The following is a 23089-nucleotide window of genomic DNA, read 5'->3' as shown; positions in this document are numbered from 1 at the left end:
CACCCGCCGCTCACATCAATCCACGCCCCGGAGGGGGGCCAGGTCCAAGCTCCCCCGCCCCGTAACCACCAGCCACGCCGGCAACGCCGCCACACACAACACCGGCAACAACGCCAAGTCACTCACCACCACCGCCGCCGTGAAGAGGCTCAACCACCCCTGCCGCGTCGTCGCGAGCAACACCCCCAGCACCGCACAAGTGATCGCAAGAGAAACCGGCACCGCCCCCACCACCGCGTGCGCGAACATCCCGAGCGCCACCCCCACGAACACCGCAGGAAAGATCCGCCCACCCCGGAACCCGCACGTCCCCGCGACCACCAGCGCCACCAGCTTGACCACGGCCAACAGCAACAGATTCCCCGCCCCGTGCTCGCCCGCGTGCTCCGTCAGCTCCTTCATCTCGTCCAGGCCCTTGAACAGCGTCAGATGCCCCCCGAGCGCCCCCAGCGCCCCCAGCACGAGCCCGCCCACCCCCACCATGAGCACCGGGTGCCCGAGCTGCCCGAGCTGCCGGAACGCCCGGTGGACGAACGGAAACGCGTACACCGCGCCCAGCGCGACCACCGCCGCCCCCGTACTGATCACCACCGCCGACACGACGTCGACCAGCCGCGCCCCCGGATAGGGCGGCACGTCGATGCGGAACGTCGGATGCGCGACGAGCACCGTCGTCAGCGCCCCCGCCCCCGCCGCCACCAGCGGCGCGAACAGCCGGTCCCACAACGGCCGCGGATCGTCGCCCATGCTGACCTCGGAGAGGATGAGCGCCGCCGCGACGGGCGTACCGAAGAGCGCGCCCACCGTTCCCGCCGCCGCGAGCGACACCCACAGGACGGCGTTCGTACGGGGCATCGCCCGCATTCCGAGCGTGTACGCGAGGGCGATGTTGATGGCCGTGATCGGGTTCTCCGGACCGAGGCTCACCCCGCCCGCGAGGCCGATCACCACGGCCAGCGCGAGACCCGGCAACACCCGCACCGGCAACGGCGGATCGATGAGCCCCGTCGTCGCCGGATCGGGCCCCGCGTGCCCCGGCACCGCCCACACCACGACCCCGACGACGACCCCCACCACGGTGAGCGTGCCGAAGATCCACCACGCCGACGTCCCGGACACCCCCAGCGCGTCCGGCAGCCGCTCCCACAACGTGATCTGGATCCGCTCGGCGACCCAGCTCAGCGCGAGCAGCAAAAGGCTCGCCCCGACCCCGACGAGCAGGGCCGGGACGATCAGCGGAACCAGCGCGCGGGCCTGCGGCGGCAGACTCCCGAGCCCCGCGGCCCGCGCGCGTGCGGCCGCGCTCAGGGCCCTGCGATGTCGGAACGGTCGTTGCACAGCGCCCAGATGACGAAGACGCCGATCGCGATCGAGATGAGCGCCCACACCGGCGTGTACGGCAGCCACAGGAACTGCGCCACGATGGCGAGCGCCGCGAGCGCGACGCCGCTGCCCTTCGCCCAGCTCGCACCCTTGAGGATGCCCCAGCCCACGACCGCCACGAGGATGCCGAGGACCAGGTGGATCCAGCCCCACGTGGTGAGGTTGAACTTGTAGACGTAGTCGCCGATCCGCTCGTAGACGTCGTCCTTGGCGATGCCCGCGATGCCCTCGAAGATGCCGAGGATGCCGTTCACCAGCATCAGCACGCCGGCGAACATCGTCCCGCCGGCCGCCCAGGGGCTCTCGGCCTTCGTCCCGTGGTGGTGGTGACGCTCGTGCCGCTCGTGCCGCTCGTGCTGACCGTGCTGACCGTGCTCCGGTGTGCCGGGTGCGCTCGCGCTGCTCATGGCCACCCCTCTTGTCTCGACGTCAGAGACTCCCAGCGTCCGGCGGGCCGCGGACGGCGGCGACCGGGGCGGGGCCGAACGGGTTACGTGATTCCGGTCACCTCGGCGCGGTCGATTGATTACGCTGAGCTACATGGTCAAACCGCGCGACCTCGATCCCACGGCGTCCCCTTTGGACTACTACGGCTCCGAACTGCGCCGCCTGCGCGAGGCGGCGAGCCTGAGCCAGGCGGAGCTGGGCTCCTGCGTTTTCGTCACGGCGTCCCTGGTCGGCCAGGTCGAGACGACGAAGAGGGTCCCGACGAGGGACTTCTCCGAACGGGTCGACGCGGCACTGGGAACCGACGGCCACTTCTCGCGGCTCGCGGGGTTGGTGTTGCGGAGCCAGTTGCCGACCTGGTTTCAGGCGTACGCGGAGATGGAGGCGAGGGCGACCTATATCTCCACGTACCAGGCCCAGTTGGTGTACGGGCTGTTGCAGACGGAGGAGTATGCGCGTGCCGTGCTGAGCACTGGTATGCCTAAGAATCTCGACGACCTCGTTGCTGCCCGAATGGAACGTCAGCGGCTACTGGAACGGGAGCGGCCGCCACTGTCCTTGGTGATTCTCGACGAGGCCGTTCTGCACCGCCCGGTTGGAGGACGGGACGTCATGCGGGACCAGCTATGTCACTTGCTGAACTTCGTCGACAGACGCTGGACGAGTATCCAGGTGCTGCCCTACTCGGTCGGTGAACACGCCAGCCTCATTGGCTCGTTCAACCTACTGCGCTTCGACGGGGACCCTGAAATCGTCTACACGGAGGATCTGATCTCCGGCCACATGACCGCCAACCCCGAAACTGTCCGCGAAGCCGCCCGCCGTTACGCTAACTTGCAGGCCGCTGCCCTCCCGGAAGGGAAGTCGGCGGAGCTGATCAGCCGCGTACTGGAGGAAAGCTATGGCGACCAGTCAGGATCTGCCCAACTCGGGGTGGCGTAAGTCGTCGTACAGCGGTAACACCGGCGGCGACTGCATCGAATGCGCCCCCCTCAACGGCACGACGTGGCGGAAGTCGTCGTACAGCGGAAGCACCGGCGGCGAATGCATCGAGTTCGCCCAAGCCCCGTGCAGCGGAGACATCGCGATCCGGGACAGCAAGAACCCCGAAGGCCCCACCTTCACGGTCAACGCAGCCGCCTTCGGCCACTTCGTGGACGCCGCCGTCAGCGGAGATCTGCGCCGATCCGGTCGGCGATAGCCGAGGCCATCCGCCGGATGCCCGGCGAACGGACCGGGCAGGGCCGGGACTTCGCCATGGTCGGCGCCAGACAGAAGTGCAGGTAGTCGTCGCCGCTCCGGTGCAGGGCCGCGCGCCCCGAGCCACAGTACGAGGGGTGCGCGCGCTCGTACGCCGTGCAGGGGAGCGTCTCGACCCACGTGTAGCGGTCGGACGCGGGGGCGACGGAACGGCCCGCATCGGCGACGAGGTCACCGGAGGCCTTGGCCTGCGCCTGGTAGAGGCCGTTGACGCCACGTACGCGGTCGGGCGTGATGGGGTCGGGCCCCTGCAGCACCCACACGACACGCGGCCGCCCCCGGCCCCCCCCCGCGGCGTGGATCTGCGCGGCCAGCCTGCGCGCGTCGGCGGCGTACCGGTCGTAATACCGCGCGCGCTGCTTGTCGTACGTGATGCCGTCCATGCAGGGCGTGTAGCCCCACGCGTTGCCCCAGAACTGGAGGACCACGTAGTCGGGTTGCTGCGCGCGGACGAGCGCGGCGGCCTTGTCCTGGTCGGGGACGAGGGAGTCCTCGCCGGTGCCGTCGAGGTAGTCGCAGAGGGTGGTGCCGGAGTAGGGCGCGCTGCGGTAGCGGGCGCCGAGCCGGTCGCGGAGGTGGGCGCCGAGGACCTCCTGGTTCTCCATGGCGAGGGAGTCGCCGAGGTAGAGGACCTTGGGGGCCTTGGAAGTCCTGGGGGCGTCGGCGGGCGGGTTCCGCGCGGCGCGCTGCCGGTTCGTGGCGGAGGGCGGCGGCGTGGAGGCGCGCGGCGAGGCGGAGGCGCCGTCCCGTGCCGCGCCGGACGGAGCCTCCGGCAGTGCGGCGGCCTTTCCACCGTCGTCCCCGCCCCCGCCCCCGGGGTCCCCGCACGCGCCGAGCAGCAGCACGCCGGCCAGCACGCCCACGACCCACGGGTTCCGTGTCCGTTCCCGTATCCGCTCCCGTATGCGCATGCGGCAACTCCCGCCCCAGACAGCCGAAATGGCCCCCAGGCAAACACATGGGCGGGATGGACGGAAGGCATCCGCCTGCCAACTCGGGTCCGGGGTCGGGCCGGGGTCAGGGCCGGGGTCAGGGTCGGGCGACGCGCTCGAAGTGGTGGGCCAGGGCGCGGAAGGACTCCTTGGGCTCCCAGTGCCAGCCGGCGGCCGGGTCGTCGGGCCGTTTCCAGATCGTCTTGGTGAGGCTGTAACTCGCGAGGTCGAGGTCGTGGCGTGGGTCGTCCGGCCGGTGCGGGGCGTCCGGAGTGACGAACTGGTAGACGAGGGCGGCGTGCAGGTTCATGGACTCGAAGACGTCGAAGAGGTCCAGGAGATACGCGGCCTGGGCGCGCTCGCTGCGGCGCAGGCCGGGGGCGATCTCCGGGGGCTCCTTGGTGTAGTCGACGGCGTCGTGCCAGCCCATGCCGCCGTCGCGGGGCGCGTTCTCGTACGTACAGGAGCCGCACTCGGTGACGGCGACGGGCTTGCCCCAGCGGCGGTAAGGCGTGAGCTCCTTGACGTAGGCGGCCCGACTGCGGTGGTAGCCGTAGTAGTTGACGCTGACGACGTCGAAGAGGGACCAGTCGACGTCGTCGTCCTGCGCGGCACCGTAGGTGAGAGGGCCGTGGAAGACGGAGCGGCCGGTCCTGGCGGCGCGGGCGATGAAGTCGTGCAGCCGGCGGACCATCTTCTCCGGGTCGAAGGTGCCCTTGAGGAGGTTCTCGACGCGTTCCAGGGCGTTGTCGCCGGGCACGATCCCGGGGACGAACAGCACGAACTCCGCACCGACGCTGAGGTGCACGTCCGCGCCCTGGCGCCGCAGCCGCTCGGCGTGCCGGCCGGTCTCCGCGATGTGGTCGAGGATGTCGCGGTGCGGGGCGTCGGCGAGGCGGGGCTGGAGCCAGACGCGCAGGCCGCGCTCGGCGGCCTCGGACGCGGTGGCGGCGAGCCGGTGCACGCCGGTGCCGAAGACGGAGACGGTGTCGGCGTGCAGGTCGTGCCGGATGGCGCGGAGGTCGGCGCGCATGCGGGGGGCGGTCCAGCGGGTGGCGGGGGACTCGCCGTCTCCTACTTCGTAGCAGACGCCGCGGTGGGTGAGGCGGGGGTGCCGGGTTCCGGGTGCGGCGGCGGCTTCGGTGGGGCCGAGGCCGTTCAGTGCCCCGGCCGCACCGAGGCCTCCCACGGCACCGGCGACCCCGAGGGCGCCCGCCAGGAACCGTCCCCTGCTGATGCCGCCGGCCTTGCTGCTGTCGTTATGCGCCATGTCGCTGGCTCCCGCCCGTTGTGGCCCCGCGCCGCGACCCGTGCCGCCGCACGACGCCAGCATGGTGAGGGGAGGGGGACGGGTTCATCGTCCTTTGGTCGACCGCACGGGTCCGGTGGGCTGAACTCCCGTACCCGTAAGCCGACTTAGGGTTCACGCCGTGCCGGCCGGTGACTCCGGCCCGTCCGACGCGAGCGACCGGAACGCCGTACACAGGAGCCGCACGCTGCGCCGGAACTTCTCGTCCTGGCCGAGCCGGGGCATCTGCTCCATGACGAGGGGGAAACGGGCGCACAGGTCGGCGTAGACCTCGGCGGTGACGGGGGGTGGCGCGGCGCCCTGGGACTTCCCGTCCGCCGCGCCCCGCTCCTCCGCGCCCCGCTCCTCCGGGCGCTCCTGGAGGACGAAGCCGGTGACGTGGCTGAGGAGGGTGTCGGCCGCGATGCCCGCGTCGTCGACGGGGACGCCCGCGCCGACGAAGGTCGCGAGGAGCCGCTCCATCAGGGAGAGGGCACCCGTGCTGAGCGTGCCGGGGCTGTCGGCGAGGAGGAGGGCGCCGCCCGGGTGCCGCAGGAGGCTCCTGCGCAACTCGGTGGCCTGCGCCTCGATCCGGTCCTGCCAGGTCGCGTCGGGCGGAAGGGCGGCGAGGGCGGTGCCTGCGGCGTCGTACGCGTGCCGGCAGACGCGGTCGGCCATCAGCGCGAGCAGTTCGTCCTTGCCGCGCACGTGGTAGTAGAGGCTGCCCGCGTGCGCGCCGAGCCGGTCGGCCACCTGGCGCATGGAAAGGCCGTGGTACCCGGTCTCGGCGAACGTGGCCATACCTGCGTCGACGATGCGCTCCTTGGTGAGCTTCATGCCTCCACCGTAACAGCGTTTCAAACGCTGTTTGAAAACGGGTCAGGCGGTGCTAGCCTCGGCATCGACCGGTTTCGAACACTGTTGGAAAGGCTGGTTCGGGGGACATGGGCGGACTGTTGTTCAGCGTGACGACCGCGGCGTTGATGGTGCTGATGGCCAAGTGCGGGCGCGCACTGATGGAGCCGATGGCGGCCGGCGAAGGCGCCGGGGCCCGTACGTCGGGGCTGGACGCGCTGCGGGGCCGGCCGTTCCCATGGGCCACGGCCGTCCTGGGCGGCCTCGCCGTGGCGGGCGTACTGCTGCAGCTGAGCTGGTCGGGGGCGATGGAGGCGCTGGACGCCGACCCGTCCGAGAGCGGCTGGTGGCGGGTGTTCACGTCGGTCTTCATGCAGAACGGCGGGGTCGGGGGCGCGCTCTGGAACATCGCGACGCTCGCGGTCGTGGCGGCGCTTGCGCACTGGTACTGGGGCGGCGGCCCGACGCTGCTGTTCTTCCTGTCCGGCATCCTCCTGCCGGAGCGGATCGACGACCTGCTGGGCATCGGCGGCGGCACGAGCACGGATCCCCGCAATTTCGCGGGCAGTTCGGGCGCGACGTACTTCCTGGGCGCGACGCTGGCGGCGGCCCTGCTGCTGCGGACCTTCACGTCGTCGAAGGGTGACGTGAAGGGGGCGGGCGGGGTTGCGGCGGGCGGCGCTGTGACGGGCAACTCCGTGACGGACCGGCTGCTCGCGGCGGCGGTCCCGGCCCTGGGCCTGGCGATGTGGTTCACCCAGGAGAACGGCCACGGTTTGGTGGCGGCGTACGGGTTCGCGCTGGGGGCCGGGGTGTGGGCGGTGTGGCGCAGACGCGGGGAGTCGGGGACGCGGGCGGGCGCGGGGCCGGAGGCGGGGCCGGGGACGGCTGAGCGGCGTCCCCGGACGACGTCGGGCTGCTGAGCCCGCGAGCCCCCGGCTCCCCCTCGGGTGCGGTGGGCTATCGGGCGACGAACTGGGTCAGGATCGCCTGGACCTCATAGATGTCGACGCCCTTGGTGAAGGTCTTCTGCATCGGCGTCGGGTTGCTGGAGATCCAGATCTTCAGCTCGGCGTCGAGGTCGAAGTGCCCGGCGGTCTCCACCGCGAAGTGCGTGATGCTGCGGTAGGGGATCGAGTGGTACTCGACCTTCTTGCCGGTGATGCCCTGCTTGTCGACCATGATCAGCCGACGGTCGGTGAAGAGCATCGTGTCGCGTATCAGCGTGTACGCGGCGTGCACCTGCTCCCCGTGCCCGAGCAGCCGCGCGTACTCGCCCTGCGCCTTCATCGGGTCGACGGTGTGCGCGTTTCCGAACAGTGCCATGGCAGGCCCCCCTGTGATTCGTGTGACTGCCAACTGTATCCGGGCGGGTTGGCGGGGGCTGGGCCACCGGAGCCGGGGGCGGGCCCACCGGAGGCGGGGGAGGCGGGGTTACTTGGGCGGGTGGAGCTTGCGGAAGTACGTCCAGCTCGTCTCGTTCGGCTCGGTCCACTTCTCCGGGGCGTGCGCGAACTTGGGGTGGTGCTCGGCGACGTAGGCGCGGGTGCGGGCGGGCACCTCCTCGTACGAGCGCAGCTTGCGGCCCCGGCAGTGGTACGTGAGCCCGCCGGGCCGCTGCCCGCGCTCCATCCACGGCAGCCAGGGGGACATCCGCGTCCACGACATGGTGGCCGGCACGCTCGGCGCCGGCCCGGCCAGATCGGCCCGGCCGACGAAGAACTGGAAGAGCTCAAGCGCCTTGTACGTGTCCCCTGCGGAGTTGAGCGGGTACTGGGCGACGGGCAGCGGGGACGGGTAGGCGAGCGGGATCTCCAGGCTGAGGCAGACCTGGTCCCCGAGGTCGGTGGCCGGGACGGGGAAGGGGCGCCACCGCTGGTTGGCCGGGTCGTTCCACACGTGGGCGACGGGCAGCCCCTGCCACTCCTCCAGGATCTCGCCGCTGACGGGGTCGAGGTAGAAGGCGGCCTCGCGGCTGAGGAGCCGGTACGCGTCGGGCCCGTCCTCGGCGTGCTGGACGAGCCGCGAGACGTTGAGCCCCTCGAACCCGAAGAGCCGCGTGTAGGGCTCGTCGGGCGCCCATGAGTAGACGCTCCCGGACCACCAGTAGGTGACTTCGGCACCGTCGAGCGAGGCCCGGGTCCGGGCGAGGTCGCGGAGGGATTCGGCGGGGGTCTGCGGGGTGGGGGTCTGCGGGGCGGCCGGTTCCGGTATGGGGGAGGTCATGCGAGTACTTTGCGGGATGTGTGGGCCCGGGGGGCGGAGAACGGGGCGCTTCAGTGGCTTTCAGTGGCTTTCAGTGACTTGAGTGGCTTCAGTAGCGGCCCAACGCGCCCGGAACCAGGTTGGTGCCGCACCGGGGACAGTCCGCGCTCCGCATCTTGATCGGGTGGACGAGCAGCGCGCACACGGGACAGATGTAGGCGTTGACGTCGGAGGGGCGCCGGCCCCGGGGCGCGTCCAGGAGGACGTCGCCGTCGCTGCTCCGGACACAGAGGCTGCCGCATCCGTCGCAGGACCAGGACTCGGCGAAGGTCGTGGGCAGGGTCCGGCACACGGGGCACCCCGACTGCGCCTCCTCGGGCGTCCAGGGCCGTTCGTCGGTCACCGGGACGGTCATCTGGACGGTCACAGGGGGCGGGCGAAGGGGTGGCGGCGGGTGCGTCGGCGGTGGGTACGTCGACGGCGGGTACGCCGGTACGGGGCGGCGATCAGCTCGGCGGCGCGGGGTGGTTCGGTGGGGTGGGGCGGCGCCCCGACACTCCTGCAGACCGCGGCGGGCGAGGCGGGCGCGGCGGGCGCGGCGGGGGAGACGGGTGCGGCGACGACCCCGGAGCCGACGGAGACTTCGGAGCCGACGGCGACTTCGGGAACGACGGGCGTGGCCGACGCCGCGCAGGCCATGCTCGTCACCCTCTGGAACGTGGCCATGGCGGGCGGCGGCGTCTTCGGCGGCGTCCTGCTGGGCCTGGCCGGTACGTCGTCGTTCCCCTGGACGATCCTGCTGCTCCTGATCCCGGTGCTGCTGGTGGTGACGGCGGCGAGGCGCCACGGCTTCCCCACGAGGAACCGCGCCTGACGTGACGGCGAGGAACCAAGCCGGACAGAATCCCCTCCTTTTGGGAAAGGCCGATCAACCCACCAGGGCCCCTGGGACGGAACCACCAGGGCCCATGGGACGGAAAGGGAGGGGCGGACCAATGATGACCGTTCTGCTCGCCATCGTGGCCGTACTCGCCGCCGCGGGCCTCGCCGCGACGATCTGGTCCTCGCGGGGCGGCGCCCCGCGCTGGGTCCGCGGCATCGCGAAGGCGACGATCGCCACGGCGGACGTCGCCGTGTCCATGAACAAGGCGAACCGCCGCCGCAACAGCCGTTACACGAGCGGCAGTTACAGCGGCGACCCCGGAGGCGGCGACGGCGGCAGCGGCTAACCCCGCCCGCGTACCGCCTCACCCCCCCCACGTACGGCCCCACCCCCCACCGACTGTCGCTAAGTCCCTCCCTCCCTACCTACCGCCCCACAAAAGTGATCCGCCCGGCGGCCGGCGGACGCACCGGAGAGCCGGGGCCGGAGGAGTGCTTCTCCAGGTACCGCACGAGCGCGTCCAGATGCGTGACGCCCCCGCCCTCCCGCTCGGTCCCCTTCTCGAACGTGCCGAAGCCGTTGCCCCCGCTCGCGAGGAAGTCGTTCGCGGTCACCCGGTACTTCGCCCCGGCCCGGACCCGCTCCCCCTTCACCCTCACCGTGTCCGTCAGCAGCCGGGCGCCGCCGGAACGGCTCATGTCGACCGAGTACCGGAGCCCCGAAGACAGCTGCAGGAACAACGGATCGTCGGCGTTGGCGCCGGTGAACTGCTCCTTCAGTACGGCGATCAGCTGCGCACCGGTAAGGGTCATCGTCGTCAGCGAGGTCGAGAAGGGCTGGGTGCGGTACGCGTCGGCGTACGTGACCGCACCATCACCCGCGTGCACGAGATCGGCGCGCATGCCACCCGGATTGAGCAGGGCGAGATCGGCACCCTTGTCGGCGGTCGCCTCCGTCTGCGCGTCCGCGAGGAGACTGCCGAGCGGGGTCTCCTTCTTCGGCGAGCCACGGCCCGGCAGATCGCCGGAGACGTAGCCGACGGTCCGGTCGGCGACCGTGGAGGACCGCTTGCGCCAGGTCTCCACGAGGTCGGTCATCCCGGGATGCTTCGGGGTGCTGACCGGCACGACACGGTTCTTCGCGCGGACCGTCCCGCGGATGACGTCCCCGCTGCCGTCGAGGCGGAAGCGGAGGTCCGTGAAGGACCGCCCGAAGGAGTCGGCCTGCGTCACCGAACGCGGCTTCCCCTCCGGGTTCTTGACCGTGCATTCGTACGCGTCGTGCGAGTGGCCGCTGACGACGAGGTCCACCGCGCCCGGCGCCTTCCGCGCGATCCCCTTGACCCGGCCGCGCAGCTTGGCCGCGGGCCCGCCGTCGTCGCAGTCACCCTGTCCCGCGACGCCGTGCGCGGCCTCGCCCTCGTGGACGAGGAGCACCTGCGCCTTGACGCCCATCCGCGTCAGTTCCTTCGAGTACCGCTGCACGACCGGCAGTTCGTCCTTGAACTCCAGGTCGCGGATCTGGGAGGCGTTGATCGAGGCGGGCGCGTCCTTGGTGACGAGACCGATGAAGCCGATCCGCTGCCCGCCGGGCAACCGCTTCACGTCGTACGGCCGCAGCAGCGGCTCACTGCTGCCCTTACGGGTCACGTTCGCGGCGAGATACGGGAAGTCCGCGCCGTTGTACCCGCCGCCGGGCGCGCACCCGTCCTCGGGGTGACAGCCGCCGCCCGCCATGCGCTCCAACTCCCGGGCGCCCTCGTCGAATTCGTGGTTGCCGACGGAACTGACGCCGAGCCCGAGCTGTTCGAGCGCCTCGACGGTGGGTTCGTCGTGGAAGAGCGCGGAGAGGAGGGGACTGCCCCCGATCATGTCGCCGGCACCCACGGTGAGCGAGTTCGGCTGCCCGGCGCGGGCCTTCTCCACGAGGGTGGCGAGCTGCGGCACCCCACCGGCCTGCACCCCACTCCCCCTGGCACCTCCGCCCCCGCCTGCGCCTCCCCCTCCGCCGCCCCGCACCACGCGTCCGGCGGCTCCCTCCACCGGGTCGAGATTGCCGTGCAGATCATTGAGCGCGATGAGCTGCACGGGCACGCCACCCCGGGAGCCGTGCGCGGGGGCGGCCGCGGCCACGGCCGCCCCCGCCGGCTTGGCCGCCCGAGCGGACGCGGACGCTTCCGCGGGGCCCCCGAGGCTGGGCACGAGCAGGACGATCCCCAGCGCGAGAGCGGCACAGCCGAGGACGACACGTTTGAAGAGGCAGGCGGAACGAGCGGACGTGCGATGCGCGAATTCAGTCACGCTCGGAAGTTATAAAGTTACGTATCGTATGGACGCCGGACACGCCAGAGCCGGTCGGATTGTCACTCCATGAGCGCCCGGGGGCGAGTCGCCGTCTGCCCGGCGAGGGGCTGACGCGGGCCTGACGCGGGGGGCGGCCGTGGGGCGGGTCGGACCTTAAGGTGTGCGGATGTCGATACGGGTGGTTGAAGGTGTGGCGGGGACGGGGCCGAAGGCGCTGCCGGCTTATGTGATCGAGGTCGGGAACGAGCCGCTGGCGGGCCCGGCGCGGAACTCGGTGGGCGGCTGGCCGTACCTCGGCGCGGAGGAGGACGACGGGGGCGGTACGGGAACGAGCACCGCTACCCGTACGGGTATGGGTACGGGTACGGGAACTGGCACCCCTACCCGTACGGGTAGGGAAACCGGCGCCGCTACCCGAACCCCCACCCCCACCCACCCCTGGCCCACCTGCTTCTGCGGCCGGCGCATGGCGCTGTTCTTCCAGCTCGACGTCCCCCCGGACATCGCGTACTTCGGCGGCGACCACCTCCTGGTCTTCCACTGCCGTACGCACAACGACGCGTCCGACCCCGACGTGACCGACGGCGGGCGGCTCGCGCCCCGCTTCTGGGAGGCTCCGCAGCCGAACTACCCGAGCCCGTTCTGGCGCGTACTGCTCCTGCCCGCCCCCGAACCCCAGGAAGGCACGAAGCCCGGCCCCGACCTCGTCCCCGACCCCGACGCCGAACCCTCCCTGCGCCCCCTGCCCCTGACACTCCAGCCCTTCGAGGACACCCCGGACCCCTACGGGTGCGGCGCCCAGGTGTTCAAGGTCGGGGGCATCCCCTCCTGGGCGCAGTCGCCCGAGCAGTACCGGTGCGCGTGCGGCGCCGAGCTCGCGTACCTCTGCCAGGTGCCCGAAGGCATGGAGTTCGGCGACGAGACCGACGCGCTGTTCCTCGGCAACGAGATCTACCTGCTGGCCTGCCCGGACCACTGCGACCCCGCCGCCGTCTGGCCGGTGAACCAGAACTGACCCGCGCGGCCGCCGCGATCAGCTCAGCGCCGCAGCCCCAGCGCGTCCCGCACCGTCCCGAACAGGTCGGTCTGGTTGGTGACGCCGAGGACCCGGTACGCCTGCGGGCCCTGCGCCGCGATCCGCACCTGCGTGCCGGTGTGCTCCTGCGAGGCGCCCGGCGTGTTCGTCGAGTAGTTGACCTTCAGCTGCTGGCCCTCGTCCGTGACGAGCGTGGAGGAGAGGCCGGGCGGCTGCGCGTCGAGCGGCACGATCTGGCTTGTGTGCGCGTGGTCCGCGGTGGTCACGACCAGCGTGTCGGGGTGCTCGGCCGCGTAGGCGCGGGCCACCTTCACCGCGCGGTCGAACGCCGCCGTCTCGCCGATCTGACCGCACGGGTCGGCGGCGTGGTCCTGCTTGTCGATCGACGCGCCCTCGATCTGCAGGAAGAAGCCCCGCTTGCTCTTCTTGGCCTTCTGCTTGGCCTCCAGCAGCTTGATGGCCTTGCTCGCCTGGTCCTGCAGCGCGGGCGTGCCGGCCGGGCGGCCCGGGTTGGCGGTCGTGCAGCGCTGCGGCTCGGTGCCGCCCTTGGCCGCGGCCTTGCCGGTCCACTCGACGGGTACGTTGCCGGGTGCGAAGAGCCCAAGGACGGGCTTGCCACCCTTGACGGCTCGCAACTGCCGGTCGTCCGTGACGACTTGGTACCCGAGACGCTTGGCCTGCTGGGTGACCGTGAGCCCCTTGTACTTGCCGTCGGTGACCTTCTGGTCGAACCGCTGCCTGCCGCCGCCGAGGAGCACGTCGACCTTGTGGTTGACGCTCTGCTCGGCGATGGACCCCGGCCCGCCCGCGGCGATGGTGTCCGTCGGGCACTTGGCCATGTCGGCGGGGCCCTGGCAGCTGCGGTCGGTGGCGTGCGAGGCGAGCACGGCGGGGGTGGCGTCCGTGAGCTCGGCGGTGGTGACGGACCCGGTCGCGTACCCCTTCTTCTGCGCGAGTTCGAGGATCGTCGGTACGGCCTTGTCGCTGCCCGGCGTCTTCGATATGCGCCCGTTGACGGTCTTCACGCCGGTGGCCCAGCCGGAACCGGAGGCGGCGGAGTCGGTGACGTAGTCGGGCGTGCCGTCCTTGTGCACCGAGTACGTCGTGTACGCGCCGGTCAGCGGGAACTTGTCCATGTCGAGCCGTCCGTTCGCCCCCACCGTGTAGTCCCGGGCGAGGGTGATCTCGGAGTCGCCCATGCCGTCACCGATGAGCAGGATGACGTTCTTCGCCGTGCCGTCCTGGATGGCCCGCCGGGCCTGGCCCCGGGTGTCGGAGGCCCCGGCGGAGGCGGTGACGGTCACCGCCACGGCGGAGGCGGCGACGACGGCCGCGACCACGGTCAGGCGACGACGGGTGGGGGACAGATGCGGTCTGACCACGGAGAACTCCTCGAAACGTCCTGGTACGGTCCGGCCACCTCACCAGCGCCACATGAACCGAACGGGACGTACGGGTGCCTTCTCGATGTCACGGGGACGACGCGAGTCACGGCGACGCGGCGGAAGCGGCGGCCCCTGGCGGGACGACGGGATTGGCGGACCCCGCGCCGCCCACGCCCGCGAAGCCGGCGATCGCCTCGCGCAGTGGCCCGGACGCGTCCTTCGGTGCGTCGCGCGTATCCAGACCCAGCACCTCGATGAGTCCCAGGCGCCCGCGCGGGCCCTCGACCCGCAACACACGTCGGACGGGGCCATCCGGCGAGGGATGGACCACGAGGGCGAGCGGGGCGGCAGGGTCGGTGTATCCGGCGATGTAGGTGAGGAGCTGGTGACGGTCGGTGGAGGAGACGTTCTTCTCCTCGTACCCCTTGTACTTCGCGTCGACGACCAGGAACCGGGTCGCGGTGCTCTCACCGGCCGGTGGCGGGAAGGCCAGCAGGGCGTCCGGCCGGAACGGGGGAGTCCTGTCGTTGAGGCCCCCGGACGTCCTGATCGCCCCTTCGTCCAGCCGGGCACTCCTTCCGCCCACCTGCACGGCCGCCTCGACGGCCATCCGCCGGACGACGTTCTCCCACAGGACGTTCAGATTGAGCAGCAGGCTTTTCGCACCAAAGCCGTGAGGCTCCAGCAGATCGGTGACGCCACCCCCGCCGAGCAGCATCCTGGCCCAGGCGTGCGCGGCCCGGTAGTGGGCGTTCAGTCGCGTATACCGGGCGCGTGCGAGCAAAGCGAGCGCGTCGAGCGGCTGCCGCGGGCAGGGGAAGTGCGCGGCGGCATCGAGCAGCCACTTCGTCTGCCGCGCGTCCGTCGACCGACGGGCCGCCACGGTCAGGGCGGCCCCGCACACCACGTTCTCCCAGCCGCCGTCCTCGTACTCGAAGGTCTGGAGATGGAGCCGGTCGACCGCCCCGTAGCAGCGGGTCGCCTGGGCCTCCACGTCGAGTCGCCCTCGCAGGGCGGAGTCGACGCGCTTCCGTCGTACGTAGTCCCGGCGCAGGCCACGTCCGAGCAACAGACGGCACTCGTGCAGCAGGGCGGCGGGCACGAGCCCCGCGTATCCGTCCCGGCCGATGGGCCAGTTGCGCAGCGTCTCGTCCGGCTCGCGCCGGTCGTTCGCGTAGCAGAGCCAGTCGATCAGACGTCTGCCGTCGATCTGAAACTTGGGCCGCACCACCAGCCGTATCCGATCGAGCTGGAGAACGCCGGTGGTAGCCCTCGCCTTGAGCACATATCCGTCCCGCGTCTCCGTGACGGCCACGCCAGTGGCCGCTCGAAGCCGGTCAAGGTCGTCCCCGTACAGCTTGGAGCGGGAAACGGTGACGGACTCGTGTTCCTTGAGGACCACCTCGTGTCCCGTCATCCGTGCATGACCTCGTCCAGTGCCTCCGTGGCGACGAACTCGTCGGCGAGGATCCCGGGCAGGTCCCGCGGGTTGGTCTGCACGACGCGCCCGGTGTGCTCGTTCACCAGCGAGCCCAGCACGCTTCTGAGCAGGTCGGGCTGGCCGAGGCAGTAGTCGGCCACAAGGGGCACGATCTCGTGGTGGAAGGCGTTGGAGAGCTGTTCCGCGGTGACGAGCGGCCGGTCGTCGGCGAGCAGATAGGCCTGACCGAGCAGATGGTCCGGCCCGAAGGCGACATCGAGCTTGGCATTCAGGCCTTGCAGGAAGTCGGCGAGCCCGAGGCCCTCGACCTCGCCGTCCAACACGTCCAGATCCGGCGGTACGTCGAGGAAGGCGAACCTGCGCCGGATCGCGGAGTCGATGTGGCCGACGCTCCGGTCGGCGGAGTTCATGGTTCCGATGATGCGGACGTTCCCCGGCACCATCTGCTGCCGCCCGCTCGTGGGCAGAGTGATGGAGAGGGAGTCCCGCTTGTCGAGTTCCAGCAGAGTGACCAGCTCACCCAGGATCCTGGGCAGATCCCCGCGGTTGATCTCGTCCACCACGAGCAGGAAGGTCTGGTCCGGGGCCGCAGTGGCCGCTGCGCAGACCCGCCGGAACAGCCCGTCCGTCAACTTCAGATGGAGCCCGGCACCATCCGCCGCTGTATCCGGCTTGAAGCCCTCGACGAAGTCCTCGTACCCGTAGGACGGGTGGAAGGTCACCAAGGTGAGGCGGGCGGCCGAGGCCCCCACCGGTACTTCTGACAACTCGGCCAGCGCCTTGCCACGGTCCTCCGGAGGCGCGTCGACGCGGTCGCCGTAACCCGCCATGGCCAGCGCGACGCTGAGGGCCAGGCGGGTCTTGCCGGTACCCGGCGGCCCTTGCAGGATGACCTGTCCCTTGTGGGCGAGCAGATCCCGGACCGTGCGTACCAGCTCGGGAAGCTCCGCATCCTGATCGGTGTCGGTCCCCGTATCGGTGCTCGTGCCGGTACCCGGTGCGGCATGATCGCCCTCGGCGAGAGCCGCCTTGCGCCCGTCCCTGATCTCCCGCCATAGCGTGGCCGACACCTTGGCGAGCGTCTGCTGCCAGGCGTGCCGCGGAGAGTCGAAGACCTGGTAGTAGGACGTGTCCCAGTCCACGCCCACGGTGTGCCGGTGGTCCTCCAGGCTGGCGTCGTACGAGTAACCGTCGGTGACCGTGCCCACCGCCAGCACCTCGGATTTCCCGTGGTTGGCAACGATCAGGTCGCCGGGCTCCAGGTCGCGGAAGGCGAGCAGTTGCCGGGCGAGCCGCAGATTCGCTCCGGTGCTGTACGGCCAGTGATGATCCAGGGCCTGCTTGAGCTCTTGGTCGCTCTCGTACTGCCCGAGGCTGTCGACCTCGTCCCACCCGATCCGGATGCGACGGTTGGCGAGGCAGTCGTGCCAGAGCATGGCCCGCTCGCCCGGCGAGATCTTCCAGATCATGCGATCCCGCGGCCGGGGGTCGTGGAAGGTGTACAGGAACCGCATGACCGCGTGCGGACTCCATCCACGGAACTCGGGTACGTTCCGCACGAGTTGGAGCAGTTCACGGTTGGCTCGCCAGGTCCGTACGCCGGAGGAGTACTGGTTCGGGCGGCGGCCCAGGAGCTCGGTGAAATGACGGACGTGCGGGGCCGAGAAGATCGGCAGGAACTGGCCGGGGAAGTAGATCGCCAGGGCCTTGGTGGTCAGAGCCTGCCCGTACGACAGTGACTCCAGCTCGTCGATGCGTTCGTACGCCTCCTCGCCGGCCGCCGCGAAGGCGCTCACGAACTCGTCCCGCACCTCCGCCCAGGCCTCACGCACGCCGAGCCCGCGCAGTGAACTCGGGACGACCCGCCATTCACCGGTCCTGTGCTGGAAAACGATGTGCTTCGCCGCGCTGCCGCCCCGGATGCTGCCGATGGTGTTGGTTCCGTACTCCAGCAGACGGCAGAACGAGTGCAGAGGGCTGGCGTAGGAGGCGGGCCCCAACGCGTATCGCTCCAGCGGAAGATCGGCCCAGGACTTCAGTGGGAACTCGTCCAACACTCGTTGTCGTTCTTGCTCCGCCCGGTCGGCGGCGCGTTCGGCCGCGTCGTGATCGAAGCGTGCGACGCGCGCCGCCAGGCCGTCGAAGAAGTCCCCACCCTCACCCATGCGAGCATTCTTTCGCATCCCGTGAACCCCACGCGGCGTTGCAGGGAACCTCATGGGGATCAGGGCGCCCGCCGACGAGACGAGCCCGGTGCCGAAGGCCGGACCCGGCGCCCCGGGGCGAGACCGGTCGAGCCCAGGGCGGCGTGCCGGACGGAAGTGGTCCGGCACGCCGCCCACCTGGCGTGCGCGCCCCGGCGCCCTCCCCCGTTGACACGGGCGCGGCGGCGGACACGGGCGACGGTCCCCCGAAACCGGAGCCTTGAGCTCCCGGCCCCGATCTCGCCGCCGGGCACGAGTCTTCCGGCCACCTCAGCCGGTGTCCTTGACCAGGAGCGCACACCCGTTGACCGCCAGCGCACGGCCGTAACGCGGTAACGCGGTAACGCGGTAACGCCGTGACACTGACCGTCAGCGCGCGGCCGTCGGACGTGACCGCGCGTACCCGGTCGCGAGCGCGCGAGCGCGTACGTCGCTGGGCGTCACCCCGTACGCGGCGCGGAACGCGCGGGTGAAGACGGCGGGCTGGGTGAAGCCCCAGCGGGCGGCGATCGCGCCGACCGGCACGGAGGCGAGGGCGGGGTGGGCGAGCGCGCGCCGGCACCGTTCGAGGCGGAGCTGCCGGATCCAGGAGGAGACGGTGAGCCCCTGCTCCTGGAAGAGCCGGTGCAGATAGCGGGTGGAGATGTGGTGGGCGACGGCGATGCTCTCGGGGTTCAGGGCGGGATCCCGTAGGTGACGCCGTATGTGGCTCTGCACGCGCAGCAGCAGGGTGCGCCGGCGACTCTCCGGCGGAAGTTCGCGCTCCCGGTCGAGATGCTGAGCGGCCAGATGCCCGACGAGGTCGACGAGGGTGTGGGAGAGCCGCTCGGAGGAGCCGTCCCCGTCCCCGAACTGCCCCACGTCATCCGTGACTTGACGCATGAAGTGGGCGAGCAGCGCCCCGAAACCCTCCTCCCCCGACATCGGTTTGGCGAGGACCGTGGCGAGCCGTTCGGCCGGGAAGGGCAGCAGGTGGCGGGGGAGCGTGGCCACGATGCTGCGGGTGGGGGCGTTGGGGGCGCCACTGCCGTCGAGGCGCCGCATCCACCCCGCGAAGGGTGAGGAGGAGTCGTAGAGGAGGAGGTTGCCGGCCCCGAACCGGACGTTGCGGCCGCACTGTTCGAACCCGCTGTGTCCCTGCAACGTCAGGGAGACCTGCAGACTGTCGGGGTCACCCCTACGGATGTGCCGCGCGGTGCGCCGCACCTCGGCCGACGGGTACGCCATGGTGGTCAGGGTCGTCGCCCCGAGGTCCACGTGGTCGACCCTGACGGGAAAGTCATCGGTGAAGTCGCTGTGCAGCGTCGTCGAGATCGGCGACGCGGACTTCTTCCCGTACCACCAGTCGAACCGCTCCGCCGGGGGCACGGCCTCGCTGGACAGGCTCGCTCGCATCATGCTTGCCCACTTCCTCGTACGCTCGTACGCCCCCCTCGTCTCCTCCGCCCCCTGTGCCCACGCCTCGCAGGCTGCGTCCGCAGGCAGGACGTCGACGCTAACCGAGACCGGCTACGGCCGGGGAGGCGTCCTGAGAGGCCGGCACGGTATTGGCTGGAACTGGCCGTCGCTGAGGCCCTGTTGGGTGCGGGGCCCGACCCCCGGCGGCTGACAGCGGTCCGTCCCTTGGGGAACGGTTCGTCCCGGCAGACTGACCCGAGCCTGCCCACCCGCGTCGAGCCGCCCCTCCCCGCCTAAGATCATCGCCATGGCGAAGCGCAAGGTCCGGCGGCGGGCACGGAAGATCCTGGGTGAGGACCCGATAGCCCTGGTCTGGTGCGAGCTGCACAAGCCGATCCCCGCCCCGCCCAAGGAGGTCCACCGCGCCGCGGGCAAGGGCCGGCTGAAGTCGCGGCACCACTGGCTGCTGTACGTGGGGGCGGTGGTGTTCTTCTTCCTCGTGGTCCCGTACATCCTGCTCGACATGTTCGTCGAGAGGCTGGGGGCGGCGCTGAACCGGGAGCGGGGCTGGTGGCGGATCGGCCCGAAGCGGCGAACCCGCGAAGCCAACGCCGACGCCAACGCCAACGCCGACGGCGGACCGGCTGACGACACCCCACCCCCTGACGCCCCCTTCGACGGCGACTGGTCCCTGACGGCGGGCCGCCTGCTGCTGCGCTGGTACAGCGACTCCCCCAGCAAGACCCGCCTGATCCTGCTGACGCAGGACCACATCCACGTGGCTGCGTCACCGGGCCGCCGCCTGTTCCCGACCGCGGCGGACGACTTCCGGACGGTGGCGGAATTCCCCCTGAGCGAGGCCCGCGCCGAGGGCGACCCGAACCAGCCACGCGGCTACGCCACGTTCAAGCTCCGCTTCAGCGACGGCTCATGGCTGGAGCTGGGCCACCTGACGGGCCCGTGCGACGCGGACCACTTCCTACGAACGATCAACGCCTGACCCCGACTACGGTCGCCTCATTCCGCAGCCTGCGCGACCTCCGCGACCTCCGCAGCCTCCGCGACCGAGTGACGGAGGGGACCCTGGCGACGACGCCTTGGCGACGAGTCGGCCGAGCGCTCCGCGTATGCAGGGCCCCGCCTACCGCTTCAGCGCCCGGTACCGCTTCATCAGCTCGGTGATCCGAGCCCGGTCACCCCGGCCATTGAGCTCGACCAGGAGATCGTCAGGGCACAGCGCATAGAAAGCGCCCCACCACCTCCGACCATGGTTGTCCCAGACCCGGTAGCCCCCCGGCACCCCTCTGGCCACGTACGTCTCCTGCTCACCGGCCGCCCCCACCCAGATCATGCCGCCCCCGCTCTCACGGGCACGCCCATTCACGCCCGCCCCCGCGCCCAGGCAACAAAGAACCCCCAGATCCATGACCTGGGGGTTCAACAAGAGCGGGTGACGAGAATCGAACTCGCACTCTCAGCTTGGGAAGCTCGGGTGATCTAGGCGAGTTTGGGCGTCTGACCTGCGACGGAGTGGCCTCGCAGACCTTGACGCTGGCGGCCCGTTGCCCCGCCGTTCCCCGTGGCTCCCCGCCCAACCTGGCACGGGTCTGGCACAGCCGGACTTCCTAGCTTATGAGATCACCAGCGTGGTGTGAGTTGGTCGAACTACGATCCCCCCATGACTGAGGAGACCATCACCGCCCTGCGCAACTATGACTACATGGTACGTACTTACGGCTTGGACGACGTTGAGCTTGCTTGGGACTCAGACACCATCATTCGGGGAGATGGGGGCTACGAAATCAATCTCTTGACCGAGCGCGGATTCACCCCCGCTACGAGCTGACCGGCGGTTATCCCAGCCCACCACTCACCCCGCTCCCATCCCGTCCGCCGTCGACCCACACACCGTGGAGCGGGCGTGGTTCATGGCGTCCAGGTGGAGCGCGCCACTGTACGAACGACCTGGACGCCATGGGCCGCGTCTGCTCGGCTCTGCCTGGGTCGATGGTGGACGGGATGGGAGCCCCCAACGCTCGCCACGATGTGCCCGCGGCCGGGAACGGAGCCCCCTCCATCCCGGTGCCGGCCGATCCCCCGCCGGAGGCATCGTCAGTGACCGTGGGCTGCGTTCGTCGGGTGCTCGACTCATAACCTCCGGGCCTATCCACGTGTGGGCGGGCGTCGGCGCAGCCGGGGCGGAGCGGGCCGAAGGCAGGAGCGGCAGCCCCGAGCGGAGCCGGGAAGCCCGCCCGGCGGAGCGGAGCGCAGCCGGGTGCTTGATGAGGTAGAGAAACTTGTAACAGCTCTTGGTCTCTCGGAGGCGGTGGTCTAGTTGCCGTCCGGGTCGGTCAGCTTCTGTCCGTCATGGGTTCGGATGTGGGGTGCCAAGTTGTCGGTGAGGGCGTCTGCGATGCGGACGCTGTAGGCCTCGCTCATCGCGTTCATGGCTTCGTCGGGGGTAAGCCATGTGACGGCGGTCGACTCGTCCGAGAGCTGTTCGTGTCCACCGTCCGGGCGGCACCGGAAGACCATGGCGACGACGCCCAATGTCATGTTCTTGTAGACCCCGGTGAGCCGCTCGACGTGCACCTTGACCCCGGTCTCTTCGTAGACCTCGCGGCACACCCCATCTTCAATGGCTTCATCCCGCTCCAGCACCCCGCCCGGTGGCTCCCAACGCCCGTTGTCGGCACGACGGATCACCAGGACGTTCCCGTCTTCACGCACGACAACCCCTGCCACGGATACGGAGTGAAGGGGCATTGACGGCTTCTGAGGGGCGCTGTTACTCATGTACAGGAGAATAGGAGAGACTGTAGGACTATGGCGAGTGGCAGCGTGACGTCTTCGGCGAAGGCGAAGTACCTACAGATCGCGGACGACCTAGCCGCGCAGATCCATTCGGGCGCGCTTGCGCCTGGGGCTCCCGTGCCTAGCGAGTCTGATCTGATGACCCGGTACGGGGTCGCGTCAGGCACGGTGCGTAAGGCGGTAGCAGAACTCCGCGCGACACAGTTGATCGAGACGCACCACGGGCGCGGTTCCTTCGTGCGTGCACGGCCGCCCGTTCAGCGAAAGTCCTCCGACCGATTCCGCAGGGCCCACCGCAAGGCAGGGAAAGCGGCTTATCTGGCTGAGGCAGAGCAGTCGGGCGGTGTGCCCTCGGTCAACGTGCTGTTCGTCGGTCCGGTTGATGCGCCACCGGAGATTGCCGAGCGGCTCGAAGTGCCGGCTGGCTCCAAGGTTCTGGCCCGCAAGCGGCGCTACTTCCGAGATGGCGTTCCGACCGAAGAGGCGACTTCCTACCTTCCGTGGGACGTGGTGAAGGACATCCCAGAGATGTTCGCGGAGAACCCCGGCGGGGGCGGCATCTATGCCCGCCTGGAGGAACACGGTCACCTGCTCGTGGAGTTCGTGGAGACGGTCAGCGCCCGGCTCGCGACGAAGGCTGAGGGGGCCGCCCTGGCTCTGAGTCCAGGGGCGCCAGTGATCCACCTTGTCCGGAACGCAATGACGGATGCTGATCGCGTCGTGGAGGTCTGCGACACGATCATGGCGGCTGACCAGTTCGTTCTCGACTACCGTTTCGCTGCGCGGGATTGACGGGTCTTCACTTTCCAGCCAACCAGGTGACGTAGAGCGGAAGCCCCTTGACTCATGTACAGGAGTTGGGCACTCTTCTAGCCATAACTCCTGTACATGAGTGCAGGAGTGGAGCTCGTATAGAGGAGACGTCATGCCGTCCTTCAAGATCGATCTTTCGACCGCGATCGTGTTCGTGGCGACTGCGCCGGAGCCGAAGATGGTGAACAAGAAGACCGGTGAGCGGGCCGTGGACCGGGACACCGGCGCGGGCCTGTCGACGGTGGGCCTGCTGGTGTCGGATGAGGGTGAGGGCAACCTCTACCAGGTGGCTGTGCCGGAGACGGGTGTCCCGCAGGACCTGGCCCCGGGTACGCCGGTCTCGGTGGTCGGCCTCAAGGCGCGTGACTGGGAGAACGAGTTCAACGGCCAGAAGCGTCACGGGATTTCGTTCCGCGCGGTCGCGATCACGCCGGGGGTCTGA

The 23089-nt window shown here is 70.4% G+C and carries 24 protein-coding genes and 1 pseudogene; 10 read left to right on the top strand and 15 right to left on the bottom strand.

Annotated features, from left to right (window positions below):
- Positions 1-15 precede the first annotated feature (15 nt).
- Positions 16-1266, bottom strand: a complete 1251-nt coding sequence (locus ACZ6CV_RS11280; RefSeq protein ID WP_469250892.1) for an ion channel protein — start codon at positions 1264-1266, stop codon at positions 16-18.
- A 38-nt stretch (positions 1267-1304) separates the two neighbouring features.
- Positions 1305-1790, bottom strand: a complete 486-nt coding sequence (locus tag ACZ6CV_RS11275) for a DUF7144 family membrane protein (RefSeq protein ID WP_469250583.1) — start codon at positions 1788-1790, stop codon at positions 1305-1307.
- Positions 1791-1923: 133 nt separating this feature from the next.
- Between ACZ6CV_RS11275 and ACZ6CV_RS11270 the strand changes: the two genes are divergently transcribed.
- Positions 1924-2772: a helix-turn-helix domain-containing protein gene (locus ACZ6CV_RS11270; protein ID WP_469250582.1), complete on the top strand. Its 849-nt coding sequence runs from the start codon at positions 1924-1926 to the stop codon at positions 2770-2772.
- Positions 2732-3031, top strand: a complete 300-nt coding sequence (locus ACZ6CV_RS11265) for a DUF397 domain-containing protein (RefSeq protein ID WP_469250581.1) — start codon at positions 2732-2734, stop codon at positions 3029-3031. Before ACZ6CV_RS11270 ends, ACZ6CV_RS11265 begins: the two co-directional genes overlap by 41 nt.
- Here the strand turns inward: ACZ6CV_RS11265 and ACZ6CV_RS11260 are convergent.
- The 3 genes from ACZ6CV_RS11260 to ACZ6CV_RS11250 all read right to left on the bottom strand — a co-directional run bounded on the left by ACZ6CV_RS11260 (position 2997) and on the right by ACZ6CV_RS11250 (position 6147).
- Positions 2997-4001 (bottom strand): SGNH/GDSL hydrolase family protein, encoded by a 1005-nt coding sequence (locus tag ACZ6CV_RS11260; RefSeq protein WP_469250580.1) that lies wholly within the window; start codon positions 3999-4001, stop codon positions 2997-2999. The two genes, ACZ6CV_RS11265 and ACZ6CV_RS11260, sit on opposite strands and share 35 nt — an antisense overlap.
- 118 nt (positions 4002-4119) lie before the next feature.
- Positions 4120-5292: an abortive phage infection protein gene (locus ACZ6CV_RS11255; protein WP_469250579.1), complete on the bottom strand. Its 1173-nt coding sequence runs from the start codon at positions 5290-5292 to the stop codon at positions 4120-4122.
- A 153-nt stretch (positions 5293-5445) separates the two neighbouring features.
- Positions 5446-6147, bottom strand: a complete 702-nt coding sequence (locus ACZ6CV_RS11250; RefSeq protein WP_469250578.1) for a TetR/AcrR family transcriptional regulator — start codon at positions 6145-6147, stop codon at positions 5446-5448.
- 107 nt (positions 6148-6254) lie between these two features.
- On the opposite strand from ACZ6CV_RS11250, the gene ACZ6CV_RS11245 reads away from it, so the two are divergent.
- Complete coding sequence (locus ACZ6CV_RS11245; RefSeq protein WP_469250577.1) at positions 6255-7088, top strand: hypothetical protein; 834 nt, start codon at positions 6255-6257, stop codon at positions 7086-7088.
- Positions 7089-7125: 37 nt separating this feature from the next.
- Here ACZ6CV_RS11245 and ACZ6CV_RS11240 read toward each other — a convergent pair whose 3' ends face one another.
- The 3 genes from ACZ6CV_RS11240 to ACZ6CV_RS11230 all read right to left on the bottom strand — a co-directional run bounded on the left by ACZ6CV_RS11240 (position 7126) and on the right by ACZ6CV_RS11230 (position 8785).
- Positions 7126-7491, bottom strand: coding sequence for a PH domain-containing protein (locus tag ACZ6CV_RS11240; protein ID WP_355812567.1), 366 nt, complete (start codon positions 7489-7491; stop codon positions 7126-7128).
- A gap of 108 nt (positions 7492-7599) precedes the next feature.
- Positions 7600-8391 (bottom strand): DUF1838 family protein, encoded by a 792-nt coding sequence (locus tag ACZ6CV_RS11235; protein WP_469250576.1) that lies wholly within the window; start codon positions 8389-8391, stop codon positions 7600-7602.
- Between the two features lie 88 nt (positions 8392-8479).
- Positions 8480-8785 (bottom strand): hypothetical protein, encoded by a 306-nt coding sequence (locus ACZ6CV_RS11230; protein ID WP_469250575.1) that lies wholly within the window; start codon positions 8783-8785, stop codon positions 8480-8482.
- 264 nt (positions 8786-9049) lie between these two features.
- Here ACZ6CV_RS11230 and ACZ6CV_RS11225 point away from each other — a divergent pair.
- Both ACZ6CV_RS11225 and ACZ6CV_RS11220 read left to right on the top strand, forming a co-directional pair.
- A pseudogene (locus ACZ6CV_RS11225) lies at positions 9050-9244 on the top strand (MFS transporter); the annotation flags it as partial.
- Positions 9245-9365: 121 nt separating this feature from the next.
- Positions 9366-9599: a hypothetical protein gene (locus ACZ6CV_RS11220; protein ID WP_469250574.1), complete on the top strand. Its 234-nt coding sequence runs from the start codon at positions 9366-9368 to the stop codon at positions 9597-9599.
- A gap of 79 nt (positions 9600-9678) precedes the next feature.
- Here the strand turns inward: ACZ6CV_RS11220 and ACZ6CV_RS11215 are convergent, their stop codons facing one another.
- Entirely contained in the window at positions 9679-11553 is a 1875-nt protein-coding gene (locus tag ACZ6CV_RS11215) for a bifunctional metallophosphatase/5'-nucleotidase (RefSeq protein ID WP_469250573.1), read from the bottom strand.
- Between the two features lie 169 nt (positions 11554-11722).
- Here ACZ6CV_RS11215 and ACZ6CV_RS11210 point away from each other — a divergent pair, with 169 nt between their 5' ends.
- Entirely contained in the window at positions 11723-12571 is an 849-nt protein-coding gene (locus tag ACZ6CV_RS11210) for a hypothetical protein (RefSeq protein WP_469250572.1), read from the top strand.
- Positions 12572-12594: 23 nt separating this feature from the next.
- Here ACZ6CV_RS11210 and ACZ6CV_RS11205 read toward each other — a convergent pair whose 3' ends face one another.
- From ACZ6CV_RS11205 to ACZ6CV_RS11190, 4 genes are all read right to left on the bottom strand, one after another.
- Positions 12595-13974, bottom strand: coding sequence for an alkaline phosphatase (locus ACZ6CV_RS11205; protein WP_469250571.1), 1380 nt, complete (start codon positions 13972-13974; stop codon positions 12595-12597).
- Positions 13975-14080: 106 nt separating this feature from the next.
- Entirely contained in the window at positions 14081-15394 is a 1314-nt protein-coding gene (locus ACZ6CV_RS11200; protein WP_469250570.1) for a 5-methylcytosine restriction system specificity protein McrC, read from the bottom strand.
- Positions 15391-17583 carry an McrB family protein gene (locus ACZ6CV_RS11195; RefSeq protein ID WP_469250569.1) on the bottom strand — a complete coding sequence of 731 codons (2193 nt, stop codon included), beginning with the start codon at positions 17581-17583 and terminating at the stop codon, positions 15391-15393. Before ACZ6CV_RS11195 ends, ACZ6CV_RS11200 begins: the two co-directional genes overlap by 4 nt.
- 408 nt (positions 17584-17991) lie before the next feature.
- Entirely contained in the window at positions 17992-19020 is a 1029-nt protein-coding gene (locus ACZ6CV_RS11190) for a helix-turn-helix domain-containing protein (protein WP_469250568.1), read from the bottom strand.
- A 307-nt stretch (positions 19021-19327) separates the two neighbouring features.
- Here ACZ6CV_RS11190 and ACZ6CV_RS11185 point away from each other — a divergent pair, with 307 nt between their 5' ends.
- Entirely contained in the window at positions 19328-20020 is a 693-nt protein-coding gene (locus ACZ6CV_RS11185; protein ID WP_469250567.1) for a hypothetical protein, read from the top strand.
- Positions 20021-20161: 141 nt separating this feature from the next.
- Here ACZ6CV_RS11185 and ACZ6CV_RS11180 read toward each other — a convergent pair whose 3' ends face one another.
- Positions 20162-20371, bottom strand: coding sequence for a hypothetical protein (locus ACZ6CV_RS11180; protein ID WP_469250891.1), 210 nt, complete (start codon positions 20369-20371; stop codon positions 20162-20164).
- Between the two features lie 327 nt (positions 20372-20698).
- On the opposite strand from ACZ6CV_RS11180, the gene ACZ6CV_RS11175 reads away from it, so the two are divergent.
- Positions 20699-20866 carry a hypothetical protein gene (locus ACZ6CV_RS11175; RefSeq protein ID WP_469250566.1) on the top strand — a complete coding sequence of 56 codons (168 nt, stop codon included), beginning with the start codon at positions 20699-20701 and terminating at the stop codon, positions 20864-20866.
- A 485-nt stretch (positions 20867-21351) separates the two neighbouring features.
- On the opposite strand, the gene ACZ6CV_RS11170 is transcribed toward ACZ6CV_RS11175, so the two are convergent.
- A complete protein-coding gene (locus ACZ6CV_RS11170; protein ID WP_469250890.1) occupies positions 21352-21828 on the bottom strand; it encodes an NUDIX hydrolase in 477 nt (158 codons plus the stop codon).
- An 18-nt stretch (positions 21829-21846) separates the two neighbouring features.
- Here ACZ6CV_RS11170 and ACZ6CV_RS11165 point away from each other — a divergent pair, with 18 nt between their 5' ends.
- Both ACZ6CV_RS11165 and ACZ6CV_RS11160 read left to right on the top strand, forming a co-directional pair.
- On the top strand, positions 21847-22626 hold the full coding sequence (locus tag ACZ6CV_RS11165; RefSeq protein ID WP_469250565.1) for a GntR family transcriptional regulator: 780 nt from the start codon (positions 21847-21849) through the stop codon (positions 22624-22626).
- A gap of 133 nt (positions 22627-22759) precedes the next feature.
- Positions 22760-23089, top strand: a complete 330-nt coding sequence (locus ACZ6CV_RS11160; RefSeq protein ID WP_469250564.1) for an SCO3933 family regulatory protein — start codon at positions 22760-22762, stop codon at positions 23087-23089.

It is taken from the genome of Streptomyces sp. NPDC041713 (genome assembly GCF_055591085.1).
The sequence above is the reverse complement of the archived record's forward strand: the minus strand, read 5'-3'. Positions and strand labels throughout refer to the sequence as shown.